The organism is Sagittula sp., from assembly GCF_052825245.1.
This window is the reverse complement of sequence record NZ_JBRBWD010000015.1, coordinates 34,607-53,671: the sequence shown is the minus strand read 5'-3', so window position 1 is coordinate 53,671 and position 19,065 is coordinate 34,607. Positions and strand designations below refer to the sequence as shown.

General features: G+C 66.5%; 21 protein-coding genes. 6 read left to right on the top strand and 15 right to left on the bottom strand.

Annotation, left to right across the window (positions count from 1 at the left end; genetic code table 11):
* Positions 1-61: 61 nt before the first annotated feature.
* From ACU0DV_RS04845 to ACU0DV_RS04830, 4 genes are all read right to left on the bottom strand, one after another.
* Positions 62-1,408: a glutamine synthetase family protein gene (locus tag ACU0DV_RS04845; RefSeq protein ID WP_370313308.1), complete on the bottom strand. Its 1,347-nt coding sequence runs from the start codon at positions 1,406-1,408 to the stop codon at positions 62-64.
* A 68-nt stretch (positions 1,409-1,476) separates the two neighbouring features.
* Positions 1,477-1,680: a hypothetical protein gene (locus ACU0DV_RS04840; protein ID WP_100929841.1), complete on the bottom strand. Its 204-nt coding sequence runs from the start codon at positions 1,678-1,680 to the stop codon at positions 1,477-1,479.
* 347 nt (positions 1,681-2,027) lie between these two features.
* A complete protein-coding gene (locus tag ACU0DV_RS04835; protein ID WP_100929842.1) occupies positions 2,028-2,834 on the bottom strand; it encodes an ABC transporter permease in 807 nt (268 codons plus the stop codon).
* Between the two features lie 91 nt (positions 2,835-2,925).
* The gene (locus ACU0DV_RS04830; RefSeq protein ID WP_100929843.1) at positions 2,926-3,807 is read right to left on the bottom strand and encodes an ABC transporter permease; all 882 of its coding nucleotides are present in this window, start codon (positions 3,805-3,807) and stop codon (positions 2,926-2,928) included.
* 187 nt (positions 3,808-3,994) lie between these two features.
* Here ACU0DV_RS04830 and ACU0DV_RS04825 point away from each other — a divergent pair, with 187 nt between their 5' ends.
* A complete protein-coding gene (locus ACU0DV_RS04825; protein WP_100929844.1) occupies positions 3,995-4,201 on the top strand; it encodes a hypothetical protein in 207 nt (68 codons plus the stop codon).
* A gap of 39 nt (positions 4,202-4,240) precedes the next feature.
* Here ACU0DV_RS04825 and ACU0DV_RS04820 read toward each other — a convergent pair whose 3' ends face one another.
* The 6 genes from ACU0DV_RS04820 to ACU0DV_RS04795 form a co-directional block, all read right to left on the bottom strand.
* Positions 4,241-4,966, bottom strand: a complete 726-nt coding sequence (locus ACU0DV_RS04820) for a transporter substrate-binding domain-containing protein (RefSeq protein WP_100929845.1) — start codon at positions 4,964-4,966, stop codon at positions 4,241-4,243.
* A gap of 75 nt (positions 4,967-5,041) precedes the next feature.
* A complete protein-coding gene (locus tag ACU0DV_RS04815; RefSeq protein WP_446241139.1) occupies positions 5,042-5,815 on the bottom strand; it encodes an ABC transporter ATP-binding protein in 774 nt (257 codons plus the stop codon).
* A gap of 104 nt (positions 5,816-5,919) precedes the next feature.
* Positions 5,920-6,645, bottom strand: a complete 726-nt coding sequence (locus ACU0DV_RS04810) for a PhnD/SsuA/transferrin family substrate-binding protein (protein ID WP_446241138.1) — start codon at positions 6,643-6,645, stop codon at positions 5,920-5,922.
* Positions 6,642-7,082 (bottom strand): tellurite resistance TerB family protein, encoded by a 441-nt coding sequence (locus ACU0DV_RS04805; protein ID WP_283980699.1) that lies wholly within the window; start codon positions 7,080-7,082, stop codon positions 6,642-6,644. The genes ACU0DV_RS04810 and ACU0DV_RS04805 overlap by 4 nt, the downstream gene beginning before the upstream one ends.
* A gap of 54 nt (positions 7,083-7,136) precedes the next feature.
* The gene (locus tag ACU0DV_RS04800; RefSeq protein WP_283980698.1) at positions 7,137-7,580 is read right to left on the bottom strand and encodes a tellurite resistance TerB family protein; all 444 of its coding nucleotides are present in this window, start codon (positions 7,578-7,580) and stop codon (positions 7,137-7,139) included.
* 34 nt (positions 7,581-7,614) lie between these two features.
* On the bottom strand, positions 7,615-8,418 hold the full coding sequence (locus ACU0DV_RS04795) for a 23S rRNA (adenine(2030)-N(6))-methyltransferase RlmJ (protein ID WP_100929850.1): 804 nt from the start codon (positions 8,416-8,418) through the stop codon (positions 7,615-7,617).
* 427 nt (positions 8,419-8,845) lie between these two features.
* Here ACU0DV_RS04795 and ACU0DV_RS04790 point away from each other — a divergent pair, with 427 nt between their 5' ends.
* A complete protein-coding gene (locus tag ACU0DV_RS04790; RefSeq protein WP_100929851.1) occupies positions 8,846-9,106 on the top strand; it encodes a hypothetical protein in 261 nt (86 codons plus the stop codon).
* Between the two features lie 381 nt (positions 9,107-9,487).
* Here the strand turns inward: ACU0DV_RS04790 and ACU0DV_RS04785 are convergent, their stop codons facing one another.
* On the bottom strand, positions 9,488-11,131 hold the full coding sequence (locus tag ACU0DV_RS04785) for a CTP synthase (RefSeq protein WP_283980696.1): 1,644 nt from the start codon (positions 11,129-11,131) through the stop codon (positions 9,488-9,490).
* A 425-nt stretch (positions 11,132-11,556) separates the two neighbouring features.
* Between ACU0DV_RS04785 and ACU0DV_RS04780 the strand changes: the two genes are divergently transcribed.
* Positions 11,557-11,946: a hypothetical protein gene (locus ACU0DV_RS04780; protein ID WP_446269801.1), complete on the top strand. Its 390-nt coding sequence runs from the start codon at positions 11,557-11,559 to the stop codon at positions 11,944-11,946.
* 80 nt (positions 11,947-12,026) lie between these two features.
* On the opposite strand, the gene secG is transcribed toward ACU0DV_RS04780, so the two are convergent.
* Both secG and ACU0DV_RS04770 read right to left on the bottom strand, forming a co-directional pair.
* Positions 12,027-12,407 carry a preprotein translocase subunit SecG gene (gene secG, locus ACU0DV_RS04775; RefSeq protein WP_100929854.1) on the bottom strand — a complete coding sequence of 127 codons (381 nt, stop codon included), beginning with the start codon at positions 12,405-12,407 and terminating at the stop codon, positions 12,027-12,029.
* Between the two features lie 148 nt (positions 12,408-12,555).
* Positions 12,556-12,951: a DUF6524 family protein gene (locus tag ACU0DV_RS04770; RefSeq protein ID WP_283980693.1), complete on the bottom strand. Its 396-nt coding sequence runs from the start codon at positions 12,949-12,951 to the stop codon at positions 12,556-12,558.
* Positions 12,952-13,114: 163 nt separating this feature from the next.
* Between ACU0DV_RS04770 and ACU0DV_RS04765 the strand changes: the two genes are divergently transcribed.
* Both ACU0DV_RS04765 and ACU0DV_RS04760 read left to right on the top strand, forming a co-directional pair.
* Positions 13,115-14,410 (top strand): adenylosuccinate synthase, encoded by a 1,296-nt coding sequence (locus ACU0DV_RS04765; RefSeq protein WP_446273482.1) that lies wholly within the window; start codon positions 13,115-13,117, stop codon positions 14,408-14,410.
* 4 nt (positions 14,411-14,414) lie between these two features.
* Positions 14,415-14,645 carry a DUF2842 domain-containing protein gene (locus tag ACU0DV_RS04760; protein ID WP_446241135.1) on the top strand — a complete coding sequence of 77 codons (231 nt, stop codon included), beginning with the start codon at positions 14,415-14,417 and terminating at the stop codon, positions 14,643-14,645.
* 151 nt (positions 14,646-14,796) lie between these two features.
* On the opposite strand, the gene ACU0DV_RS04755 is transcribed toward ACU0DV_RS04760, so the two are convergent.
* The gene (locus ACU0DV_RS04755; RefSeq protein WP_446241134.1) at positions 14,797-17,349 is read right to left on the bottom strand and encodes a hypothetical protein; all 2,553 of its coding nucleotides are present in this window, start codon (positions 17,347-17,349) and stop codon (positions 14,797-14,799) included.
* A gap of 141 nt (positions 17,350-17,490) precedes the next feature.
* Here ACU0DV_RS04755 and ACU0DV_RS04750 point away from each other — a divergent pair, with 141 nt between their 5' ends.
* Positions 17,491-18,174: a thiamine diphosphokinase gene (locus ACU0DV_RS04750; RefSeq protein WP_446241133.1), complete on the top strand. Its 684-nt coding sequence runs from the start codon at positions 17,491-17,493 to the stop codon at positions 18,172-18,174.
* Here the strand turns inward: ACU0DV_RS04750 and ACU0DV_RS04745 are convergent.
* A complete protein-coding gene (locus tag ACU0DV_RS04745) occupies positions 18,098-19,033 on the bottom strand; it encodes a DMT family transporter (RefSeq protein WP_446241132.1) in 936 nt (311 codons plus the stop codon). The two genes, ACU0DV_RS04750 and ACU0DV_RS04745, sit on opposite strands and share 77 nt — an antisense overlap.
* Positions 19,034-19,065 lie beyond the last annotated feature (32 nt).

The following is a 19,065-nucleotide window of genomic DNA, read 5'->3' as shown; positions in this document are numbered from 1 at the left end:
CGGTTTGTCGGGACGTTAAGCGGCTCGGCGACCCGCCGCAAGGGGGCCGCGCGAGACGGGTTCAGACGGTGTCGAGGTAGATGTCGACGCGCTCCTGCTCGGTCAGGTCTTCCATGTCGCGGCTTTCCTGACGTTTGAGCATGACTGTGTTGCGGATCATCTCGCGCGGGAAGATGCGCGGCAGGACGGTGCTTTTCTCGAAGGCGTCGATGGCGCTGTCCCAGTCGCGGGGGATGGACGGCAGGTCCTGCACGTAGGCGTTGCCGGTGATCGGCGGCGGGGGCATCTCGCCGTCCTCGATGCCCATCAGTGCCGCCCCGAGGATCGCCACCAGCACGAGGTAGGGGTTCACGTCGCCGCCGGACACACGGTGCTCGATCCGGCGCGCGGCGGGGCTGCCCGAAGGCACGCGGATCGCCACGGTGCGGTTCTCGTAGGCCCAGGACAGGGCCGCGGGCGCGTGCGCGCCGGGCACGAAGCGTTCGTAGCTGTTGAGGTGCGGGGCAAAGATCAGCGTGCTGTCGTGCAGCGCCTTCAGGCAGCCGGCGATGGCGTGGTGAAGGACCTCCGTCCCCTCCTGTCCGCCGTTGTCGAAGATATTCTTGCCGTCCTTGTCGAGCACGGAGAAGTGCGCGTGCATCCCGGAGCCCGCGTAATCCGCATAAGGTTTCGCCATGAAGGAGGCGGCGAAGCCGTGCTTGCGGGCCAGACCCTTCACCAGCGTCTTGAACAGCCACGCGTCGTCGGCGGCCTTCAGCGCGTCGTCCTGGTGCAGCAGGTTGACCTCGAACTGGCCGAGACCGGCCTCCGAGATCATCGTGTCCGCCGGGATGTCCATCAGCTCGCAGGCGTCGTAGAGGTCGGTAAAGAACGTGTCGAAGGCATCGAGGGCGCGGATCGACAGGACCTCTGCCATGTCGCGCCGCTTGCCCGACCGGGGCGACACCGGCACCCGGAGCGTGCGGCCGCTGTCGTCGATCAGGTAGAACTCCAGCTCGACCGCGCAGACCGGGGTCAGGCCGCGCTCGGTGTAGCGTTGCAGGATCGCGTTCAGCGCGTGGCGCGGATCGCCGTCATAGGGTCGCCCGTCCTCGTGGAACATCCACAAGGGAAGCAAGGCCGAGGGCGCCTCCAGCCAGGGCATGGGAACAAAGCCGCGTTCGGTCGGGAACAGCGTCGCGTCGCGGTCACCTGAATCGAAGACCAGCGGGCTGTCGTCAATGTCTTCGCCCCAGATGTCGACGGAGAGGGCGGAAAACGGAAAGCGGGTCCCGTCCGACAGCAGCTTGATTGCGGAGGGGATGGGCATCCGTTTGCCGCGTGCGACACCGTTCAGGTCGCAGGCGGCGGCTCGGATGGTACGGATCTGCGGGCGCTCGTGCAGCCAGGAGGCAGCGGGGGCGGGCATTGTGGGCCTCGTTATCGTTTTTTGATCAAATTACTGATAACGAGAAGCGGCCCTGTTTGACAAGGCCGCTACGGTGTCCCGATGCTGTAAAAGAGGAGCGCCGACGCAAATTCCACCGGAAGCAGCAGCAAACCGATGACGGTGAAGAACATCCGGCGGCGTCCGATGCGCGTCATGTTCTGGTAGCTCGTCGACGATTGCATGGCGACATAGGTGAAAATGATCAGGATCATTCTCAGGACAAACAAGGCGAGGATGAGTGTGACTGTCATGGATGAGGGCCTCCAATCAGATTGCCCGGCGTCTGTGAGTGTGGACGACGTAACCATCATCGGCGAAGTGGCGGTCGCTGCGAAGAGGCGGCGGTCAATGGCGCCGTCAGATGCCCGGTTCGATGGCAGCGGGAATGCGGTCGCCCCCAAATCGTGCGCAATTGGAAGGCGGAGAACGGCGGTTGATGGCCTTACCCGACCATTTTACTCGAAATCCGAGATACACCAATAGGGTGATTCTGTCTGCGCAGGAGACAACCTGTCGAAGCGTGCCGGCATAAGGCCGCAAAGTCGCCCGCGCTTCGTTAGTTACGGGACGCGCGGCGCAGACGTCCCAGCGGAGTTTGTCAGCGCAGAAGTTGAGGTTTCAGCCGCAGCCGGGACCGGACCGCACTGGGCAGGTGCCGGTTCAGCCGCCGGTTCACCAGCCCGAACACGCCGATGATCGCGAGCGTGACGAGGATGAAGTAGCAGGCCAGGATCGGGTAGGGGACAAACGGGTTGAACGTCTTGTCCGCGAAGTACTGCGCGTAATAGAGCGCGTCGCCCCCCTGCTGGCGCGCCGGGAAGCCCGAGAAGAAGACCAGCGTCGTCGCATGGAAGAGGAAGATGGCCTCGTTTGTGTAGGCGGGCCACGCCAGTCGCAGCATCGTGGGCCAGGTGATCTTGCGGAACTTGGCCCAGCCCGCGAAGCCATAGGCATCCGCCGCCTCCAGATCGCCCTTGGGCACCGACAGCAGCGCGCCGTAGAAGATCTCTCCGGAATAGGCAGCGGTGTTCAGGAACAGGACGATCAGCGCCCCGAGCCACGCGGACGTGAAGGGATCGAAGAACGGGTAGACCGACTTCAGCGACTGGAAGGTGAAGTAGGCAAAGAAGAACTGGATGAACAGCGGGCTGCCGCGGAAGATGAAGATGAACCATTCCGCCGGTTTGCGCAGCCACGGCCGGACGGACGCCTTGCCAAGCGCCAGAGCCGTGGCGAGGACGAACCCGGTCATCAGCGCCACGAGCCCGAAGTAGACGTTCCAGATCATCCCGGACCCGATCAGGACGACCTGCTTGCAGAGGGTGAAGTCGTCGCGCGGCAAGAGACGCTCGCCGTAGCCCAGCGACCGGAAGGCGTACATCTGCACCGTGTCCCAGCAGCTCATGAGGCCCGCTCCCGCAGGGCGTCGGGCATAGGGCCATTCGGCTGTGCGGTCGTCGCGATGAACGGGGCGGCGTGGGGCGCGGTGGGTGTCATCATGCCGCCTTCCTTTGTGTTTCGCCGCCCATGGTGGCCTGTCCATGGGTCAGCTTTTGCATCACGCGCGCCAGCACCTTCTCGGACACCCATGTGAACAGCAGATAGAAGACCAGCAGCGCGAGGAAGTACCACATGCGCCAGTCGCCGTGCGGGTAGTCGGTGAAGCGTGCGGTCTTGGCGCCGCCCAGCTCGCGCGCCCAATAGACGATGTCCTCGACCCCCAACAGGAACAGGAGCGGCGTCGCCTTGATCAGCACCATCCAGAGGTTGGACAGGCCGGGCAGGGCATAGACCCACATCTGCGGGATCAGGATACGCCATGTCGTCTGGCGGGGGGACATGCCGTAGGCCTCCGCCGTCTCGAGCTGCGCCTGTGGCACCGCACGCATGGCGCCGAACAGCACGTTGGCGGCAAAGGCCCCGAAGACGATGGAGAAGGTCAGCACGGCCAGCAGGAACCCGTAGGTTTCGTGCTGCCATTGCGGCGCGTTGCCCAGAGGCAGCTTGGCGGCGGCGCAGACCACGAAGTCGTTGCCCTGCCGGATCGGCATGTCCCAGTCCGGGCATTTGACCTCGTGCCGGATCCATTCGAAGAACTGGTCGAGCGCGATCACGAAGAACAGGAAGAAGGCGATGTCCGGCACGCCCCGGACGATGGCGATGTAGCCGCGACCGAACAGCGACAGCGGCAGGAACCGCGACCGGGCCGCCATTGCCCCGCCAAGCCCGAAGGCCAAGGCCACGGGCGCGGTGATCGCCAGCAGCAGCAGAACCGTGCCGATGGACCAGTAGATCGCAACGTGCTTGCCCGTGGTCAGGTAGCACGACAGCCACGCGAGGCCGTCCAAAACGCTCGGGTCCGTGCAGAAATTGAACATTCCGGGCTCCTGCTGCGCCCTCGCACGGGCGAATACCTGACTTGACGCCTCTTAGCGTTTTGTCGGGTCCGATCCGTCCTGTAAGCTGGACGGGTTTTAAAAACTCAATTCAGAGGACCACATTATAAGCGACGAATTCCAGTTCAAGAAACCAAGCCCTGCAGCCGTTATCGACAATGGATCCGGGATGTTCCAGCCACCGATGCCGGTGTTCGAAGACCCGTCGTTCGGCAAGCAGTTTCCCCCGACCGTGTCCTATGAGTACTCGGATGACGGCTCGCTCCTGCCGGTAGCGTTCGAAGATCCTTCGTTCGGGAAGAACCCGCCGCCGGTTTTCGAAGACCCCTCGTTCGGCTTTCTGCCGCCGGCCTTCGAAGATCCGAGCTTTGGCTGAGAAAGGGGCCGCGCGCAGGACGCGCGGCCCGTCCCCGGATCAGAAGCCTTCGCCGATTTCCCACTTGGCGATCAGCTCGTTCAGCGATCCGTCGTCCTTCATGGACTGGATCGCCGCGTCGAATTTCTCGCGCAGCTCGCCGTCGCTTTCGCGCAGGCCCAGGCCGATGCCGCCACCGATCAGGACGTTCTCGCCCACGAAGACGAGGTCTGCGTTCTCTGCCTCGATCGGTTCGAGGTAGGCCCGGTCGGCCAGAACCGCGTCCGCCTCGCCGTTACGCACGGCGGCGATGGTCTCGTCCGGGGTGGCGAATTCCAGCAGGGTCGCGCCCTGCTCGGCCACATAGGAAGCCTGGATCGTGTTGGCCTGCGCCGCGATCACGCCGCCTTCGAGGTCAAGCTCGGTGCCGTCCATGGCGAGGAAGGCGGACGGGTCCGGCTGGGTGTAGTTCTGGGTGAAATCGATCACCTCGTCGCGCTCGTCGGTGATCGACATGCCGGCGATGATCGTGTCGTAGTTGCCGCTGACGAGGTTCGGGATGATCGAATCCCATTCGTTCGTCACCCATTCGCATGTCAGTTCGGCGCGTGCGCAGAGCTCGTCACCCAGCTCGCGTTCGAAGCCGTCGACCTCGCCCGCGTCGTTGATGAAGTTGTACGGAGGGTAGGCGCCCTCGGTCCCCATGCGCACGACGGAGTGGCTCTCGGCCATGGCTGCACCGGCCATCATCGCCAGCGCCGCGGTTCCGATCAGAAGGTTCTTCATGTCTTGCTCCCTGAGTTTCCCGGGTCCCGTCCCTTGGTCCGGCCCGGCGTATGTGGTCAGACGGTCGTTGCCGCCTCACGCATGAACGGTCGACTGCAGGAACCCCTGCAGACGTTCCGATTTCGGTGCACCGAAGAGCGTCTCCGGCGGGCCCTGTTCCTCGATCAGACCGCGGTGCAGAAAGATCACGTGGTCCGACACGTCAGAGGCCATCTTCATGTCATGGGTGACGATCAGCATGGTGCGGCCTTCCTCGGCCAGCGCCTTGATGACCTTCACCACTTCCTGCTCCAGCTCTGGGTCGAGCGCGGAGGTCGGTTCGTCGAACAGCAGCGCCTCCGGCTCCATGCACAGGGCGCGGGCGATGGCGGCGCGCTGCTGCTGGCCGCCCGAAAGCTGGGCGGGAAAGGCGTCGCACTTGTCGCCGATCCCCACCTTGTCGAGGTAGCCGCGGGCGGCGGTCTCCACCTCGTCGCGCGGACGGCCCAGCACGGTCAGCGGTGCCTCCATCACGTTCTGCAGGATGGTCATGTGGGACCAGAGGTTGAACTGCTGGAACACCATCGACAGGTTGGTCCGTATGCGCAGCACCTGCTTCGGATCGGCCGGCCTGCGGGCGTGGCCCGACCCCTTCCAGTGCACCGGCTCGCCCTTGAAGACGATGTCGCCCTGCTGGCTGTCCTCAAGCAGGTTGCAGCACCTCAGCAGCGTGGACTTGCCCGACCCGGACGATCCGATCAGCGACACCACATCCCCACGGCGGGCGGTCACATCCACGCCCTTCAGCACTTCGAGACTGCCGTACGCCTTGTGAAGATTACGGATTTCGATGACGGGTGTTTCGGTCAAGAAGGCCTCTTGCGGGTCCGGTCTGGCGCGTTGCCGGGTATCAACGCGCAATCACGTGATCTTGGCAAGAGGGCAGAGGGCAAAAACGCGCCGCTGACGTTTCGTCAAAGAGGTGGCGGCGCCGGGATGGGCAGGGCGAGATAGGCATCCACCTCCAGGACCACCGGCCCGCGCGGCCCGCCAAGCGCATGCCGGTCCTCGGCGGTCAGCCGGTCGAGCGCGTGGGAGATGCCCTTCTGGAGCGGCGAGAGGTCGGACCCGCGCGCCGCGATCAGGGGCAGGCCGGGGGTGGCGCGCGTACGTCGCCGGACGGCCAGCCGTTGGGCCAGATCCGGGTCGTATATCTCCACCAGCCGCCAGGTCACCGCGTCGACAAAGGCCACGTCCGCCGCGCCCTGCGCCACGGCCTCCGCCGACGCACGGTGCGCGCCGGTCGGGATGTAGCCGGCGAACGGGGCACCCTCCGTCGCCGCCCAGCCGGACTGGCTGTCGGCGGAATTGTAGGCAAGGCGCAGGTCTTGTTCCGGCCGGTCCTCGCCAGTGCGGGTCAGAACGACGGAATGATAGTGACCGGCCGGCGTATCGGGCAGGTCGAAGTCGAGGGTGCCCACGTAGTCGACGGACCTGTGCAGGGCGGCGCGAAAGGGCAGCCCGCATGTCTGGGACAGGGCGAGGTCCGGCGCGCGCCAGTGATCCATCCAGTCCTGCGGCAGGTCTTCGGGCGGGGTCAGGGGCGGCAGGCCCGGTGAGGTGTCCCGCACCAGTGTCCACAGCCGCCGCCACGCCGTCGCGTTTTCCTGCCGCCAGTACATCGGCAGGCTGGCGATCATGCCCTGTCTTCGACCCTCTGGCGGGCCAGCGCGCTGTCAACGTCGCTGATGCCCAGCAGGTTCGACACCAGCCGCAGCAGCGCATCTTCGCGGGCGTCGCGGTCGTCGTCCGCCAGCACCACCAGCCAGAGCGCCTCGATCACCGCGATGCGCTGGTCGTAGGGCACGGCATCCTTGATGGCGCGGGTGAAGCGGACGGTGTCGGGCGCCTGCGACTCGAGCTCTTCGGCCTGTGCGCGCAGGTCCTGCGCAGCCTCGGGGCTGAGCGCGTAGCGCGCGGTGGTGATCCGGTCGATGCGTTGCGCTTCGGCACTGTCATAGACACCGTCGGCGCGGGCGACCCGAACCAACAGCGCCGTCAGGGCCAGTCGGGCATCTTCATCCGGAAGCTGCGCGGGCTGAGGATCGGTGAGTCTTTTTAGAAAATCGGCGAACATCAGGGGGATATAACCTCTCTCCCGGTGGCGGCAAGTGGTGTCCCGCGCGGCGGATCACGGAATGACAGAGGCCAGCCGCGCTTCCTCGGAATCGATCCGTTCGATGCCCAGGTGGGTTTCCACGAGATCGACCAGCGCCTGTTCGCGCGTATCGGTGATGCCGTCCGAACGCGCCACCCGCCACAGCGCCTGCACGGCCTCCAGCCGGTGAGCGTAGTCCACGTGGTTGCGAATCAGCCCGGCCAGCTCTGCATCGTCGGCGATCGTGTGGGCCAGCCGCTCGCACATGGCCCGCATCTTGGCGGCCTCGACCGGGTTGAGGTCGTTCCACTCGGCCAGCGTCCGGTCGATCTGCTCGATTTCCTCGAAGAGATACGCGCTGTCCGCTTGCGCCACCCGAACCAGCAGAGTCCCCAGCGCGTATTTCGCGTCCAGTTCCGGCAGCGGTTCAGGTGTGGCCGGCTTGCTGCGGAAGAAGGTTGTCAGGCGTTCGAACATGGAATCCCCCGTGTTGTCGGCGGTCAGGATACTCTCAACGCCCGCTGCGCCGGGGCGGTTTCCGGTCGGAAAACAAACTTCCGGAGAGGTGTTGCAACTCTGCCTCCAGCCCCCAGGGCGGGTTGATGACGAACAGGCCGGAGCCGACCATCCGGTGCCCTTCGCGCGCGGGCGGGAAAGCGACCTCGTGCGTCAGCGCATCGGGGAAGGCGGCCTGAAGCGTTTGGATCATCGGCAGATGTGGTTTCTCGGTCAGGATCGGATACCAGATCATGACGATGCCCACGTTCCACTTGGCCGCGATGGCCTGCACGGTGCGGGGCACGGTGACGTAGTCGGACTTCACCTCCCAGCTCGGGTCGATCAGCATCAGGCCCCGGCGCGGATCGGGCGGGGTGAGCGACAGAGCGAGCTCGAAACCGTCCTGGTTGTAGATCTGGGTGGTGGGGGAGCGGAGGGCCGTGCGCAGGGCGGCGTGTTCCTGCGGGTGCAGTTCGGCCAGGTGCAGGCGGTCGTCGTCGCGCAGCAGGGTTTGGGCGATCATCGGCGATCCGGGGTAGGCGTTCGGGCCATGGGCCGTGCGGACCTGCTCAACCGCAACGCGATAGGGATGCGTGGCGGGGATCTGTTCCAGCAGCCGCGCGATGCCCTGCGCCGCCTCGCCGGTTTTCTGCGCTTCCGCACCGCCCAGATCGTAGAGCGCGCGCCCGGCGTGCGTCTCGATGTAGGTGAGCGGTTTGGGCTTCTTCATCATGTAGTCCAGCGCCCACGCCAGCGCGGCGTGCTTGTGGACGTCCGCCAGATTCCCGGCGTGATAGGCGTGTTGATAGGACAGCATGGATGCTGCGTAAGGCGCGCCCTCTGCCGGGGCAAGTGTTCTGACTCGGTGCGACGGGAATTTGCCGGGCTGACTGGATGTGCAGTGACTTTGCACCGGTTGGGGGCGTTCGTGTGCGGGCTTTGCGAACCGTATTTAAATCCATATTTTTCAGTGCTTTGGGTTTTACTTGGATGCGGCTTCGAAAGACTGGCACTCCCCGCCGGATCGGCAGGGCATGCCGGATCCCGGCAGGCCTCGCGGGTACGGCAAGGGGCAGGTGAAACTGCCGGAAACGCGCAGGTCCCGACCTTGCGGCAATCTGAGGTTGATATGACAACACCGAAAAAATGCAACCTTGAGGTTGCCTCGGGGCGGTCTGCTCTGCCCAGATTTTGCCGTCTTGCATTGTAAGCCTCAAGGAAACGAACCGAAGAGGCATAGAGCAATGTACAAAAGAATCCTCGATATCGTCCTGTGTTCCACGGTTGTTCTGGGCTTCTCGTCCGGCGCGGTGGCGTCGCTGACGCGGGCGGACATGCACGCGCTGTCCGACTACATGATCGCGTCGAGCGGTTTCACCTGCGTCGAGGTGAAGGCCGTCGCGCCGACGCCGGCGGAACACGTGTACCGTGTAAGTTGTGACAACGGCGCGGGGAAGCAGGTCTATGTCATCAACGCGCGGACTGGCGAGGTCTGGCGGACCTGAGCGCCGTTAACGCTGCGCGCTATGTCGTGCAACGGGGCCCCGGGGCGGGCGACCGGGCACGAACTTAACCCCTTTCCAACAAAGGTTGATGGGCTGGAAGGGGCGAACCGGCCGGTTTGAGGGGTCTAACCGGCCGGTTCTTAACCATTGGACCGTGACGCTGCGTCACGGTTCCGGGTTTTTCGTCAAGGTTCTGGTAACCGGGCCGCCGAGGGCAGCCGGACCACCCGGAAAACCGCAGAGCGGGGAAAGAGAACGCCCTGGCGAACACGTCGCAGAACGTGCCCCGGGGCGTTCACATTTCAGGGTAGTTCTTCGGCCAGGTAACCGGACAGTTGACGGGCGGGCGGGAGCGCCTTGGCACGCCCCGCCTTGGCCGGTTCAGACCAGCCGCGACACTTCCTTGGCCGCGCGCACGAAGTCCCTGAACAGCGGGTGCGGGTCGAAGGGTTTGGACTTCAGCTCCGGATGGAACTGGACGCCGATGAACCACGGGTGGTCCGGCCATTCGACGATTTCCGGCAGACGGCCGTCCGGGGACATGCCCGAGAAGCGCAGGCCGGAGGCCTCCAGCGCCTCCTTGTACTTGATGTCGACCTCGTAGCGGTGGCGGTGACGCTCGTCGATGGTTGTGCGGCCGTAGACCTTCGCCACGCGCGAGCCTTCGGTCAGCACGGCGTCGTAGGCGCCGAGGCGCATGGTGCCGCCCTTGGCGTCGTCCGGGCGGCGGTTGACCTTCTCGTTGCCCTGGATCCATTCCTTGAGGTGGTAGACCACCGGCTCGAACCGCTTTTCGCCGGCCTCGTGGTCGAACTCCTCGGAGCCGGCCTTCTTGACGCCCGCGACGTTGCGGGCGGCCTCGATCACCGCCATCTGCATGCCCAGACAGATGCCCAGGTAGGGGATCTTGTGCTCGCGCGCGTATTGCGCGGCTTTGATCTTGCCCTCCGTCCCACGTTCGCCGAAGCCGCCGGGGACGAGGATGGCATCGTAGTTCTCGAGGTAGGGGCCGGGGTCCTCACGCTCGAACAGTTCCGCGTCGACCCATTCGACGTTGACCTTGACGCGGTTCGCCATGCCGCCGTGGGTCAGCGCCTCGGCAATGGATTTGTAGGCGTCCTCGAGCTGGGTGTACTTGCCGACGATGGCGACGGTGACCTCGCCCTCCGGGTTGAAGATGCGGTCGTTGACGTCTTCCCATTTTTCGAGGTTGGGTTTCGGCGCGGGGGTGATCCCGAAGGCGTCGAGCACGGCCTGATCCAGCCCCTCGCGGTGGTAGGCGATGGGCGCCTCGTAGATCGACTTGAGATCCTGCGCGGCGATCACGCTGTCGGGGCGGACGTTGCAGAACAGCGCCAGCTTCTCGCGCTCCTTCGCCGGGATGGGCCCTTCGGAGCGGCAGACAAGGATGTCGGGCGCGAGACCGATGGAACGGAGTTCCTTGACGGAGTGCTGCGTGGGCTTGGTCTTCAGCTCGCCGCTGGCCTTGATGTAGGGCAGCAGCGTGAGGTGCATGAAGATGCACTGGCCGCGCGGCTTGTCCTGGGAGAACTGGCGGATGGCCTCGAAGAAGGGCAGCCCCTCGATGTCGCCGACGGTGCCGCCGATCTCGCAGAGCATGAAGTCGACCTCGTCCTCTCCGATGGAGATGAAGTCCTTGATCTCGTTGGTGACGTGCGGGATCACCTGGATCGTCTTGCCGAGGTAGTCGCCGCGCCGCTCCTTTTCGAGCACGTTGGTGTAGATCCGTCCAGAGGAGATGGAATCGGTCATGCGGGCCGGAACGCCGGTGAAGCGTTCGTAGTGCCCGAGGTCGAGGTCGGTCTCTGCGCCGTCGTCGGTGACGAAGACCTCGCCGTGTTCGAAGGGCGACATGGTGCCCGGATCGACGTTCAGATAGGGGTCGAGCTTGCGCAGACGGACGGAGAAGCCCCTTGCCTGCAACAGCGCCCCCAGCGCGGCGGAAGCCAGTCCCTTGCCGAGCGAAGAGACCACACCGCCGGTGATGAAGATGAAACGCGCCATCAGGAAACCCCGTGTCTTTGCCTGTATTTCCGGTCTTTCGAGTGTCGTCCGACCGGGTGATCAGCCGTTGGACAGGCGGCTTGTACCGCATGTGTCATCGGCTGCAACACGGGATTTGGCGTATAGCGGATTCGGACCGGAAAGTCCAGCCGGGGCGCAATATGCTGTTGGCTCCGGCGGGGGGCGGTGCAAGGGATTGTAGGTCGGGATCGGGCTGTCGGGGCGTGACCGGGCGGTTTTCCGCGGTGAGGCGGGCCGGGGCGCCCGGGTCCTGCCGGTCCTGCGGGCGTGGGTCTGCCGGGGTGGCGGGGCTGCGTGCAGCCGGTGCGCTTCAAGGTCGGGAATGACGGACTGTCGCTGCGGCAAAACATGCGGCAGGATCGCCGCATTGACCGAACCAGACATTTTCGAAGCAGGGCATGAGTATGGAACAGTTTTCACTGAACTACGGAAGGATCACCGGGACCTACAGCGGAAGCGGCAGCGCGCTGGGGGGATTCTCCGACGTGTCCGGGCTGGGCACAGAGACCGAGGTGATCGAGTACCGCGAGGGCGGCACGGCGGGTGCCGCGGCGGGCAACGACAACGAGTATCGCTATGTGCCGGTGCGGCGCTTTTTCGGCGAGGACGAAGACGGTTTCGATTTCCGTGACAACGGCGGGGACGGTGAAGCGGTGAAGGTGAAGCCGGTCTTCGTGACCTCCGTCCAGACCGGCGGCTCAAGCGGCATGGACGATTATCCGGCCGCTGACGTGGACGACGGACCGGGCTTCGATGCCTTTGGCACCGGGGACGGGTATTTCGACTTCGGCTGAGTCGCCGGGCATAATGACGAAACGGAAAAGGCGGCCCCGGAGGCCGCCTTTTGTCATGCGTTTCGCCGTTGTGGCGCGTGTCAGTCCGCGCTGGGGACCAGCGGCGCGTCGGTGTTGCCGCCCGAGGACGGCGGCGCCAGCAGGTCGTCGGTGTTGATGTCACCGCCGGGCGTGGTCGCGGGCTCTTCCTGCGTGGAGCGGCCCGCGGGTGCGAGACGGTCGAGGATCGAGGTCCCGGCAGAGTTCTGCGCCGCGATGATCGTCAGGGTGATCGAGGTGACGATGAAGGCGATGGCCAGCACCCAAGTCACCTTTGCCAGCGGCGTGGTGGGCGCGCGGGCGCCCGCCGGACCGCCACCGCCGCCCATACCCAGGCCGCCCCCTTCATTGCGCTGGAGAAGCACGACTCCGATCAGGCCGAGGGCGAGAAGGAGGTGGATGATGAGGATGACGTTTTGCATTGGTGCTCGCGGTCACGCTTTGGGTTTGCGGTCATGTAGGGGAATGAGCCGGCATGCGCAAGCCGATGACGGGTGACGGCAGGTCGCGGGGGCGGCGAAACGGGCCGGGGCGGCCCTGTTCCGCCCTGCGCCGAGAGCGCCCGCCCGCCTATTCCTCCACGTCGTCGGTGTCGACCTGGCCGGAGAGCGCGCGGCGGATGATCGACCAGCTGAGGCCGATGCCCAGCACCACCGAAAGCGCGAGGAGCGCGATCCATGTGGCGAAGCCCGGGTCCGAAAGGTCGATCAGCCCGACATCCCACAGGACCCAGAGCGCCGCGCCGACGATCGCCAGCACGAGGATCATGCCGAAGGCGCCGATGGAGCGCAGGGTCGCGCGCAGGTAGATGACGTAGCCGACGAACAGCAGGAGCCCCAGCAGCACGGTCAGCGGTAGCTGGGCTTCGTAGTTGGCGAGCGCCCAGCGGGTGTAGTTCCATGGCGTCGGGTTGTAGGTGGCGGCCAGCAGCAGGAAGGCAAAGAGCCAGCGGGCGAAGAAGGACATGGGCGTCTCCGTCTGGTTTTGGCCTAGGTGGCCCTTGCCACGGCGGCTGTCCAGTCCCGCGGCATGCTGAAGCGGGCGGGATGCCGCACATTTTGCGGTTTCGCGCCCCGGGCACCGACGTTATACGTGCGCGGGTTTGAGAACACCGGAGGGACTCGGGGATATGGCAAACGTGGTTGTCGTGGGCGCCCCGTGGGGCGACGAGGGCAAGGGCAAGATCGTGGACTGGCTGTCCGAGCGCGCCGACGTGATCTGCCGTTTCCAGGGGGGCCACAACGCGGGCCACACGCTGGTGATCGACGGCAAGGTCTACAAGCTGAACGCGCTGCCGTCCGGCGTCGTGCGCGGCGGCAAGCTGTCGGTGATCGGCAATGGCGTGGTGCTGGACCCCTGGCACCTGGTCAAGGAGATCGCGACGATCCGCGAGCAGGGCGTCGAGATCACGCCCGAGACGCTGATGATCGCCGAGAACACGCCGCTGATCCTGCCGATCCACGGCGAACTGGACCGGGCGCGGGAAGAGGCGGCCTCCAAGGGGACGAAGATCGGCACAACCGGGCGCGGCATCGGCCCCGCCTACGAGGACAAGGTCGGGCGCCGTTCGGTCCGTGTCGCGGACCTGGCGGACGAGGCGACGCTGGTCGCGCGGGTCGACCGGGCGCTGCAGCACCACGATCCGCTGCGCAAGGGCCTTGGCATCGAACCGGTGGACCGCGAGGGCCTGATCGCCGCGCTGAAGGACATTGCGGCTCAGATCCTGCCCTATGCGGCCCCGGTGTGGAAGGTTCTGAACGAAAAGCGTCGTTCCGGGTCGCGTATCCTGTTCGAAGGGGCGCAGGGCGCCCTGCTGGACATCGACTTCGGCACCTATCCGTTTGTCACCTCGTCCAACGTGATCGCCGGGCAGGCGGCCACCGGGACGGGCATCGGCCCGGGCGCCATCGACTACGTGCTGGGCATCGTGAAGGCCTACACCACGCGCGTCGGCGAGGGTCCGTTCCCCACGGAGCTGCACGATGCGGACGGCCAGCGGCTGGGCGAGCGCGGCCACGAGTTCGGCACGGTGACGGGCCGCAAGCGGCGTTGCGGCTGGTTCGACGCGGCGCTGGTACGCCAGACCTGCGCGACGAGCGGCGTCAACGGCATCTCGCTGACCAAGCTGGACGTGCTGGACGGGTTCGAGACGCTGAAGATCTGCGTGGGCTACGACCTCGACGGCAAGCGGCTGGATTACCTGCCCTTCGCCTCGGAAGAGCAGGCGCGCTGCGTGCCGGTCTACGAGGAGATGGAAGGCTGGTCGGAATCGACCGAAGGCGCGCGGTCCTGGGCGGACCTGCCGGGCGCCGCGGTCAAGTACGTGCGCCGGGTGGAGGAGCTGATCGGCTGCCCGGTGGCGCTGCTCTCGACCTCGCCGGAGCGGGAGGACACGATCCTCGTGACCGACCCGTTCGCGGACTGAGCGCATGGCCCTGTCCTACAAAGCGCGGCGGCGGTGGTCGCTGGTGATCCTGGTGATCGGCATGCCGCTTTACGTGGTGGCGGCGGTGACGCTGGTGAACTGGCTGGACCGTCCGGCGATCTGGTTGGAGTTCTTGGTCTACGTGGTGCTGGGCGTGCTCTGGGCGGTGCCCTTCCGCTTCGTCTTTCGCGGCGTGGGGCAGGCCGACCCGGACGCGCCGCGCGACAAGGAGTGACGCCGGGCGGGCGCTGTTTGCCTGACGATAAAGGCTCCCCGCCCACCGTCCCGTGAGGGTCCGCTTCGGTCCTTGCCGGTCTGGAAAAAGAAAACGCCCCGTCCGGGATGACCGGCGGGGCGTCTTTGTGTGTGGATGCCGTGGCGGCGGATCAGCCCGCGGCGCGGTCGGGCTTGAAACTGATCCGTTCGGAGGCGGTGAAGCGGCCCCCGGCGGTCTTCTTGATCTTCCCCTCGCGCAGGAGCTGACCGAAGCTGCGCAGCCGGTCCTCGCGGCTGGATTCGCTGGCCTCGGCGAGCCGCACGGTCGACATGAGCTGCGGGCGCGAGAACTGGTCGCGGCCTTCGACGTAGGCCATGTAGGCCGCCGCGGCCTCTAGAAGCTCCGGCAGGTCGCTGGCGCCGACCTTCTCGGCGTAGGCGACGAAACCGTCGGCGGAGGCGGCATCCTCCGGCGTTTCCTGCGGCTGGAGGTCGGCCGCGCGGCGGACGCGGCGGGGGCGGACCGGCACCGTGCGGGGCAGGCCTGTGGGCGCGCCCGTGCTGCCGCCGATGCGGTCCTCGACCCGCTGTTCGGCCACCAGCTTGAGCGGCGCGGGGCGGGTGACAGGCGTCACCTCGGCGGGGCGTTCGGTGCGGGTGGCGGTGGCCTGCGGGCGGCGCGGACGGACCACGTTGGCCAGGTCCTCGCGGTAGGGTTCCTGTTCTTCGGCGGCGTCGGCACGGCGACCGAGCAGGCGGTCGGCCTTGGTCGCGGCGACGGCGGCGCGCAGGTGGGCGATCGCGGTGCGGCGGCGGCTGCCCTCGGGTTCGTCCATCTCCGTGTCGGTCTGGTCCATCAGGCGCAGGGTGTCGACGTCCTTGACCTCGCGCTCCGTCAGGAGGGCGCGGGCCGGGCTCGCCATCTTCACCGTCTTGCGGGCCGAGTCGCGGATCAGGGCGGAGAGGGAATCGTCGCCCGCCGCGTCGTCTTCGGCGTCGGGCGTGGAGACGGGGTTGTCGAGGCGCAGCGGCGCGGTTGCGCGCGGCTCATCGTCTTCCTCGTCGTCCTCGTAATCGTCCATCCCGTCGTCGGAGAGGTAGGTGTCGTCGTCCTCGTCAAAGGCGTTGTCGCCGGATGTGACGGCCGCGGCGTAGGGGGCGTCCCAGCTGTCGTCCTCGTCCTCGGGCAGCGCCGTGGCGGCGGTTGCCAGGGCGGCGCTGTGGGTCTCGTCGTCCTCTTCGTCCCAGTCGTCGAATTCGCCGGTGAGTTCGGCCTTCACCGCCGCGAGTTCGCGGGCGAGTTCTTCCTCTTCCTCGGGCGAGAGCGTGCTGAGATCGGACATCGGGACCGCCGGCGGTGCGGCTGCGGTGTCCTCGTCGTCCTCATCCTCGACCTCTTCGATGTGACCGGCCTCGACTGCGCGGAGGAAATCGGCGCGTTTCACCTTCACCACGCGGGCGCGGGGCTGCGGCGCCGGTTCGTCCTGCGGTTCGTCGGCCATGTCCTCCGCGAAGACGTTGTCGACATCGGCGGAGGCGTAGGGGGCGTCCGTGTCGTCCGTGTCGTCGAAGGCCGCGTCTTCGTCTGCGACGGCCTCATCCTCGTCGTCCTCGTCATAGGCATGGAGACCGGCGAGGGCGGCGGCGATGGAGGGATCGGCGGCGAGCGTGTCGTCGTCTTCCTCGTCTTCGGCGGATTCTCCCAGCAGGCTGGCGATGCTGTCGGCAAAGACGCTGTCGTCCATCGGTTCGGAGACCGGCGCGGCGGACATGTCGTCGGCCAGGGACTTGTCGGAGAAGACGGAAGCGTCGCGGGAGTCGCTTTCCAGTTCGCCCAGAAGGGCCGACAGGGCGTCGTCGTCGACATCCTCGATGTCGTCGTCGTAGGTCTCTTCCCCGGCAACCTCCGGTTCGGACAGGTCGTCGGCCGTGTCGAAGGTGGCTGCCTCCTCCGGATCGGGGCTCTCGTCCTCTGCCGCGTCCTCCTCGGCCATGACGTGCGCGGTGTCCGGCGCCTCATCGGCGTCGAGGTGGGGTTCCAGCTCGACCTCGGAGACGAAGGCGGGCTCGTCCTCGAAACCTGTGACGGGCTCTGCCGCGTCATCGGCCTTTTCGGCTTCGGCGTCCTGCGCGGCGGCCGCGGCGCGGGCGTCCTCCGCGGCGGCGGTGCTGGCCACCACGGCGCGGATGCGGTCGAGCTTGGCCGCCACGCTTTCAGAGGGGGAGGTCCGCGGAGCAGGCGCGGAGACCTCCGGGGCGGGCGAGGCCGCCGTGTGGTCCATGATCCCGGATGCAGCGCCGGTCATGTCCGTTTCTTCGAGGTCGACGGTGCGTTCGGTCAGAACTGCGGTCGCCTCGATCGTGTCGTCGTCGGGCAGAAGACCGGCGCTGTCGCGGTCGTCGTCGAAGGCCTCGGCCTGATGTGTCGCGGCGCGGGCAGGGCCGGCGGCGAGGGCGGCAGCCAGGGCACCGGAGGAGGCGGCCGCCGCGGACCCGAGGGTGAGCGTGCCTTCCTGTCCCTCGGCAGCGAGCCGGGCGCGCATCATCTCTGTCGCGAGTTCCGGATCGAACTGTGGAGGTTCGGCCCCGAAGAAGCGGTCGGCGTTGACGACACCGCGAAAGAAGTGTGTCGTGTCCTTCACCACGGCGAGCGGATCCTCGAAACCTTCGGCCGTACAGGAGAAGGTGCCGTAAGAAACCGTAAGGATTTTGCTCGAACTCACCATGTGCTGCTCACTTTCATTCGGTATGCAACAGTGCGTTTACCACGATCACCCGGGCCAAAGCTGACCGAATCTGCGCCGTTAAGAGTATCATTTCGTGACCAGATTGTGATCTGTTTCCCAGAAGGCCATTAAGCGTACATGAAGACTAAAATTGTTGAAAGTTCCGGGCCAGTCGTGCTGGTGGGCGGTGGAGAGTGCCATGATGACGCTCTGGCGGTTGCACTTTCCGGCAACAATCCGGTCGTGGCCGCGGACGGTGGTGCCGAACGCGTGCTGCGCTTGGGCCATATGCCGGAGGCGGTCTTCGGCGACATGGACTCCCTTTCAGGCGACATCCAGACCCAGCTTGCACCGGGTGTGCTGCGGCCGATCACGGAACAGGACAGCACCGATTTCGACAAGTGCCTGCGCCATATCGAGGCGCCGCTGGTGCTGGGCTACGGGTTTCTGGGCGCGCGGCTGGACCATCAGCTTGCGGCGATCAACGTGCTGGTGCGGCGGCCGGACCGGCGGTGCGTGCTGGTCGGGCCGGAGGACGTGGTCTGCCTGTGCCCGCCGGACCTGACGCTGGACCTCGGGCCGGGGGAGCGCGTGTCGCTGTTCCCGATGGCGGAGGCAGGCGGGCTGTCCGAGGGGCTGCGCTGGCCGCTGGAGGGGCTGCACTTCCGCCCCGGCGGGGCCGTGGGCACCTCGAATGAGGCGGTGGGTCCGGTGCGCCTGACCTTCGCCACCCCGTCGATGCTGCTTATCCTGTCGGTGGCGCACCTGAATGCACTGGTTTCGGGGCTGGAGCACGCGCCGCGGTGGCCCGCTCGCGCATGACGACGTAAAGGCCCGAGGCGATGGTGATCGCGACTCCCAGCGTGGCCAGCGGCCCGAGCAGGTCGCCCCAGATCAGGTAGCCGACGAAGGCGGCGAAGGGGATCTCGAGGTATTGCATCGGGGCGAGCGTGCTGGCCGGGGCGTATTTCAGCGCCCAGGACATGGTCAGGTGCGCGGTGCTGCCGACCAGCCCCATGAGTGCGATCAGCCCCCAGAGCTGCGGTGTCGGATCGATCCAGCTTGTTTGCGTCATGCTTTCGGGGGTGAGCGCCATGAGCGGGACCAGGATGGCCAGCGCGATGGGGGCTGCCGCCGCCTGCTGCGCGATCGGGTCGAGGCGGCTGCCGAGCTGGCGGCTGAGCAGCATGTAGATCGAGAAGACCAGCGCCACCCCCAGCGGGATCAGCGCGGGCGCGCCCACGTCGGCGAAGGCGGGCTGCAGGACGAGGAGGGTGCCGCCGAAGCCCGCGACGCAGGCGGCCAGCCGGTGGGGCCCGACGGTTTCCCCCAGGAACAGGTGGCCCAGCAGCAGGGCGATGAAGGGCATCACGTAGGCGATGGCGATGGCGTCGGCGAGCGGCAGGTACAGGAGAGAGGTCACCACCAGCGCGATCCCGGCGATGTGCATCAGGGTGCGCAGGAAGAGCAGCCCGAAGGTCGCCGCGCTCATCCGCCAGGACCGGCGCAGGGCAATCGACAGCGGCACCAGCACGATGGCCTGCGCGGCGAAGCGCAGGGTGGTGATCTGGCCGACCGACAGGTGCGGGCCGAGAAGCTTGGCAAGTGCGTCGCCGAAGGGGGCGAGCAGGCAGAAGGCGAGCATCAGACCGATGCCGAGAAGGGGGCGATCACTGGACATGCGGCGACCCTAAGTGCGGCCGCGCGGGAGGT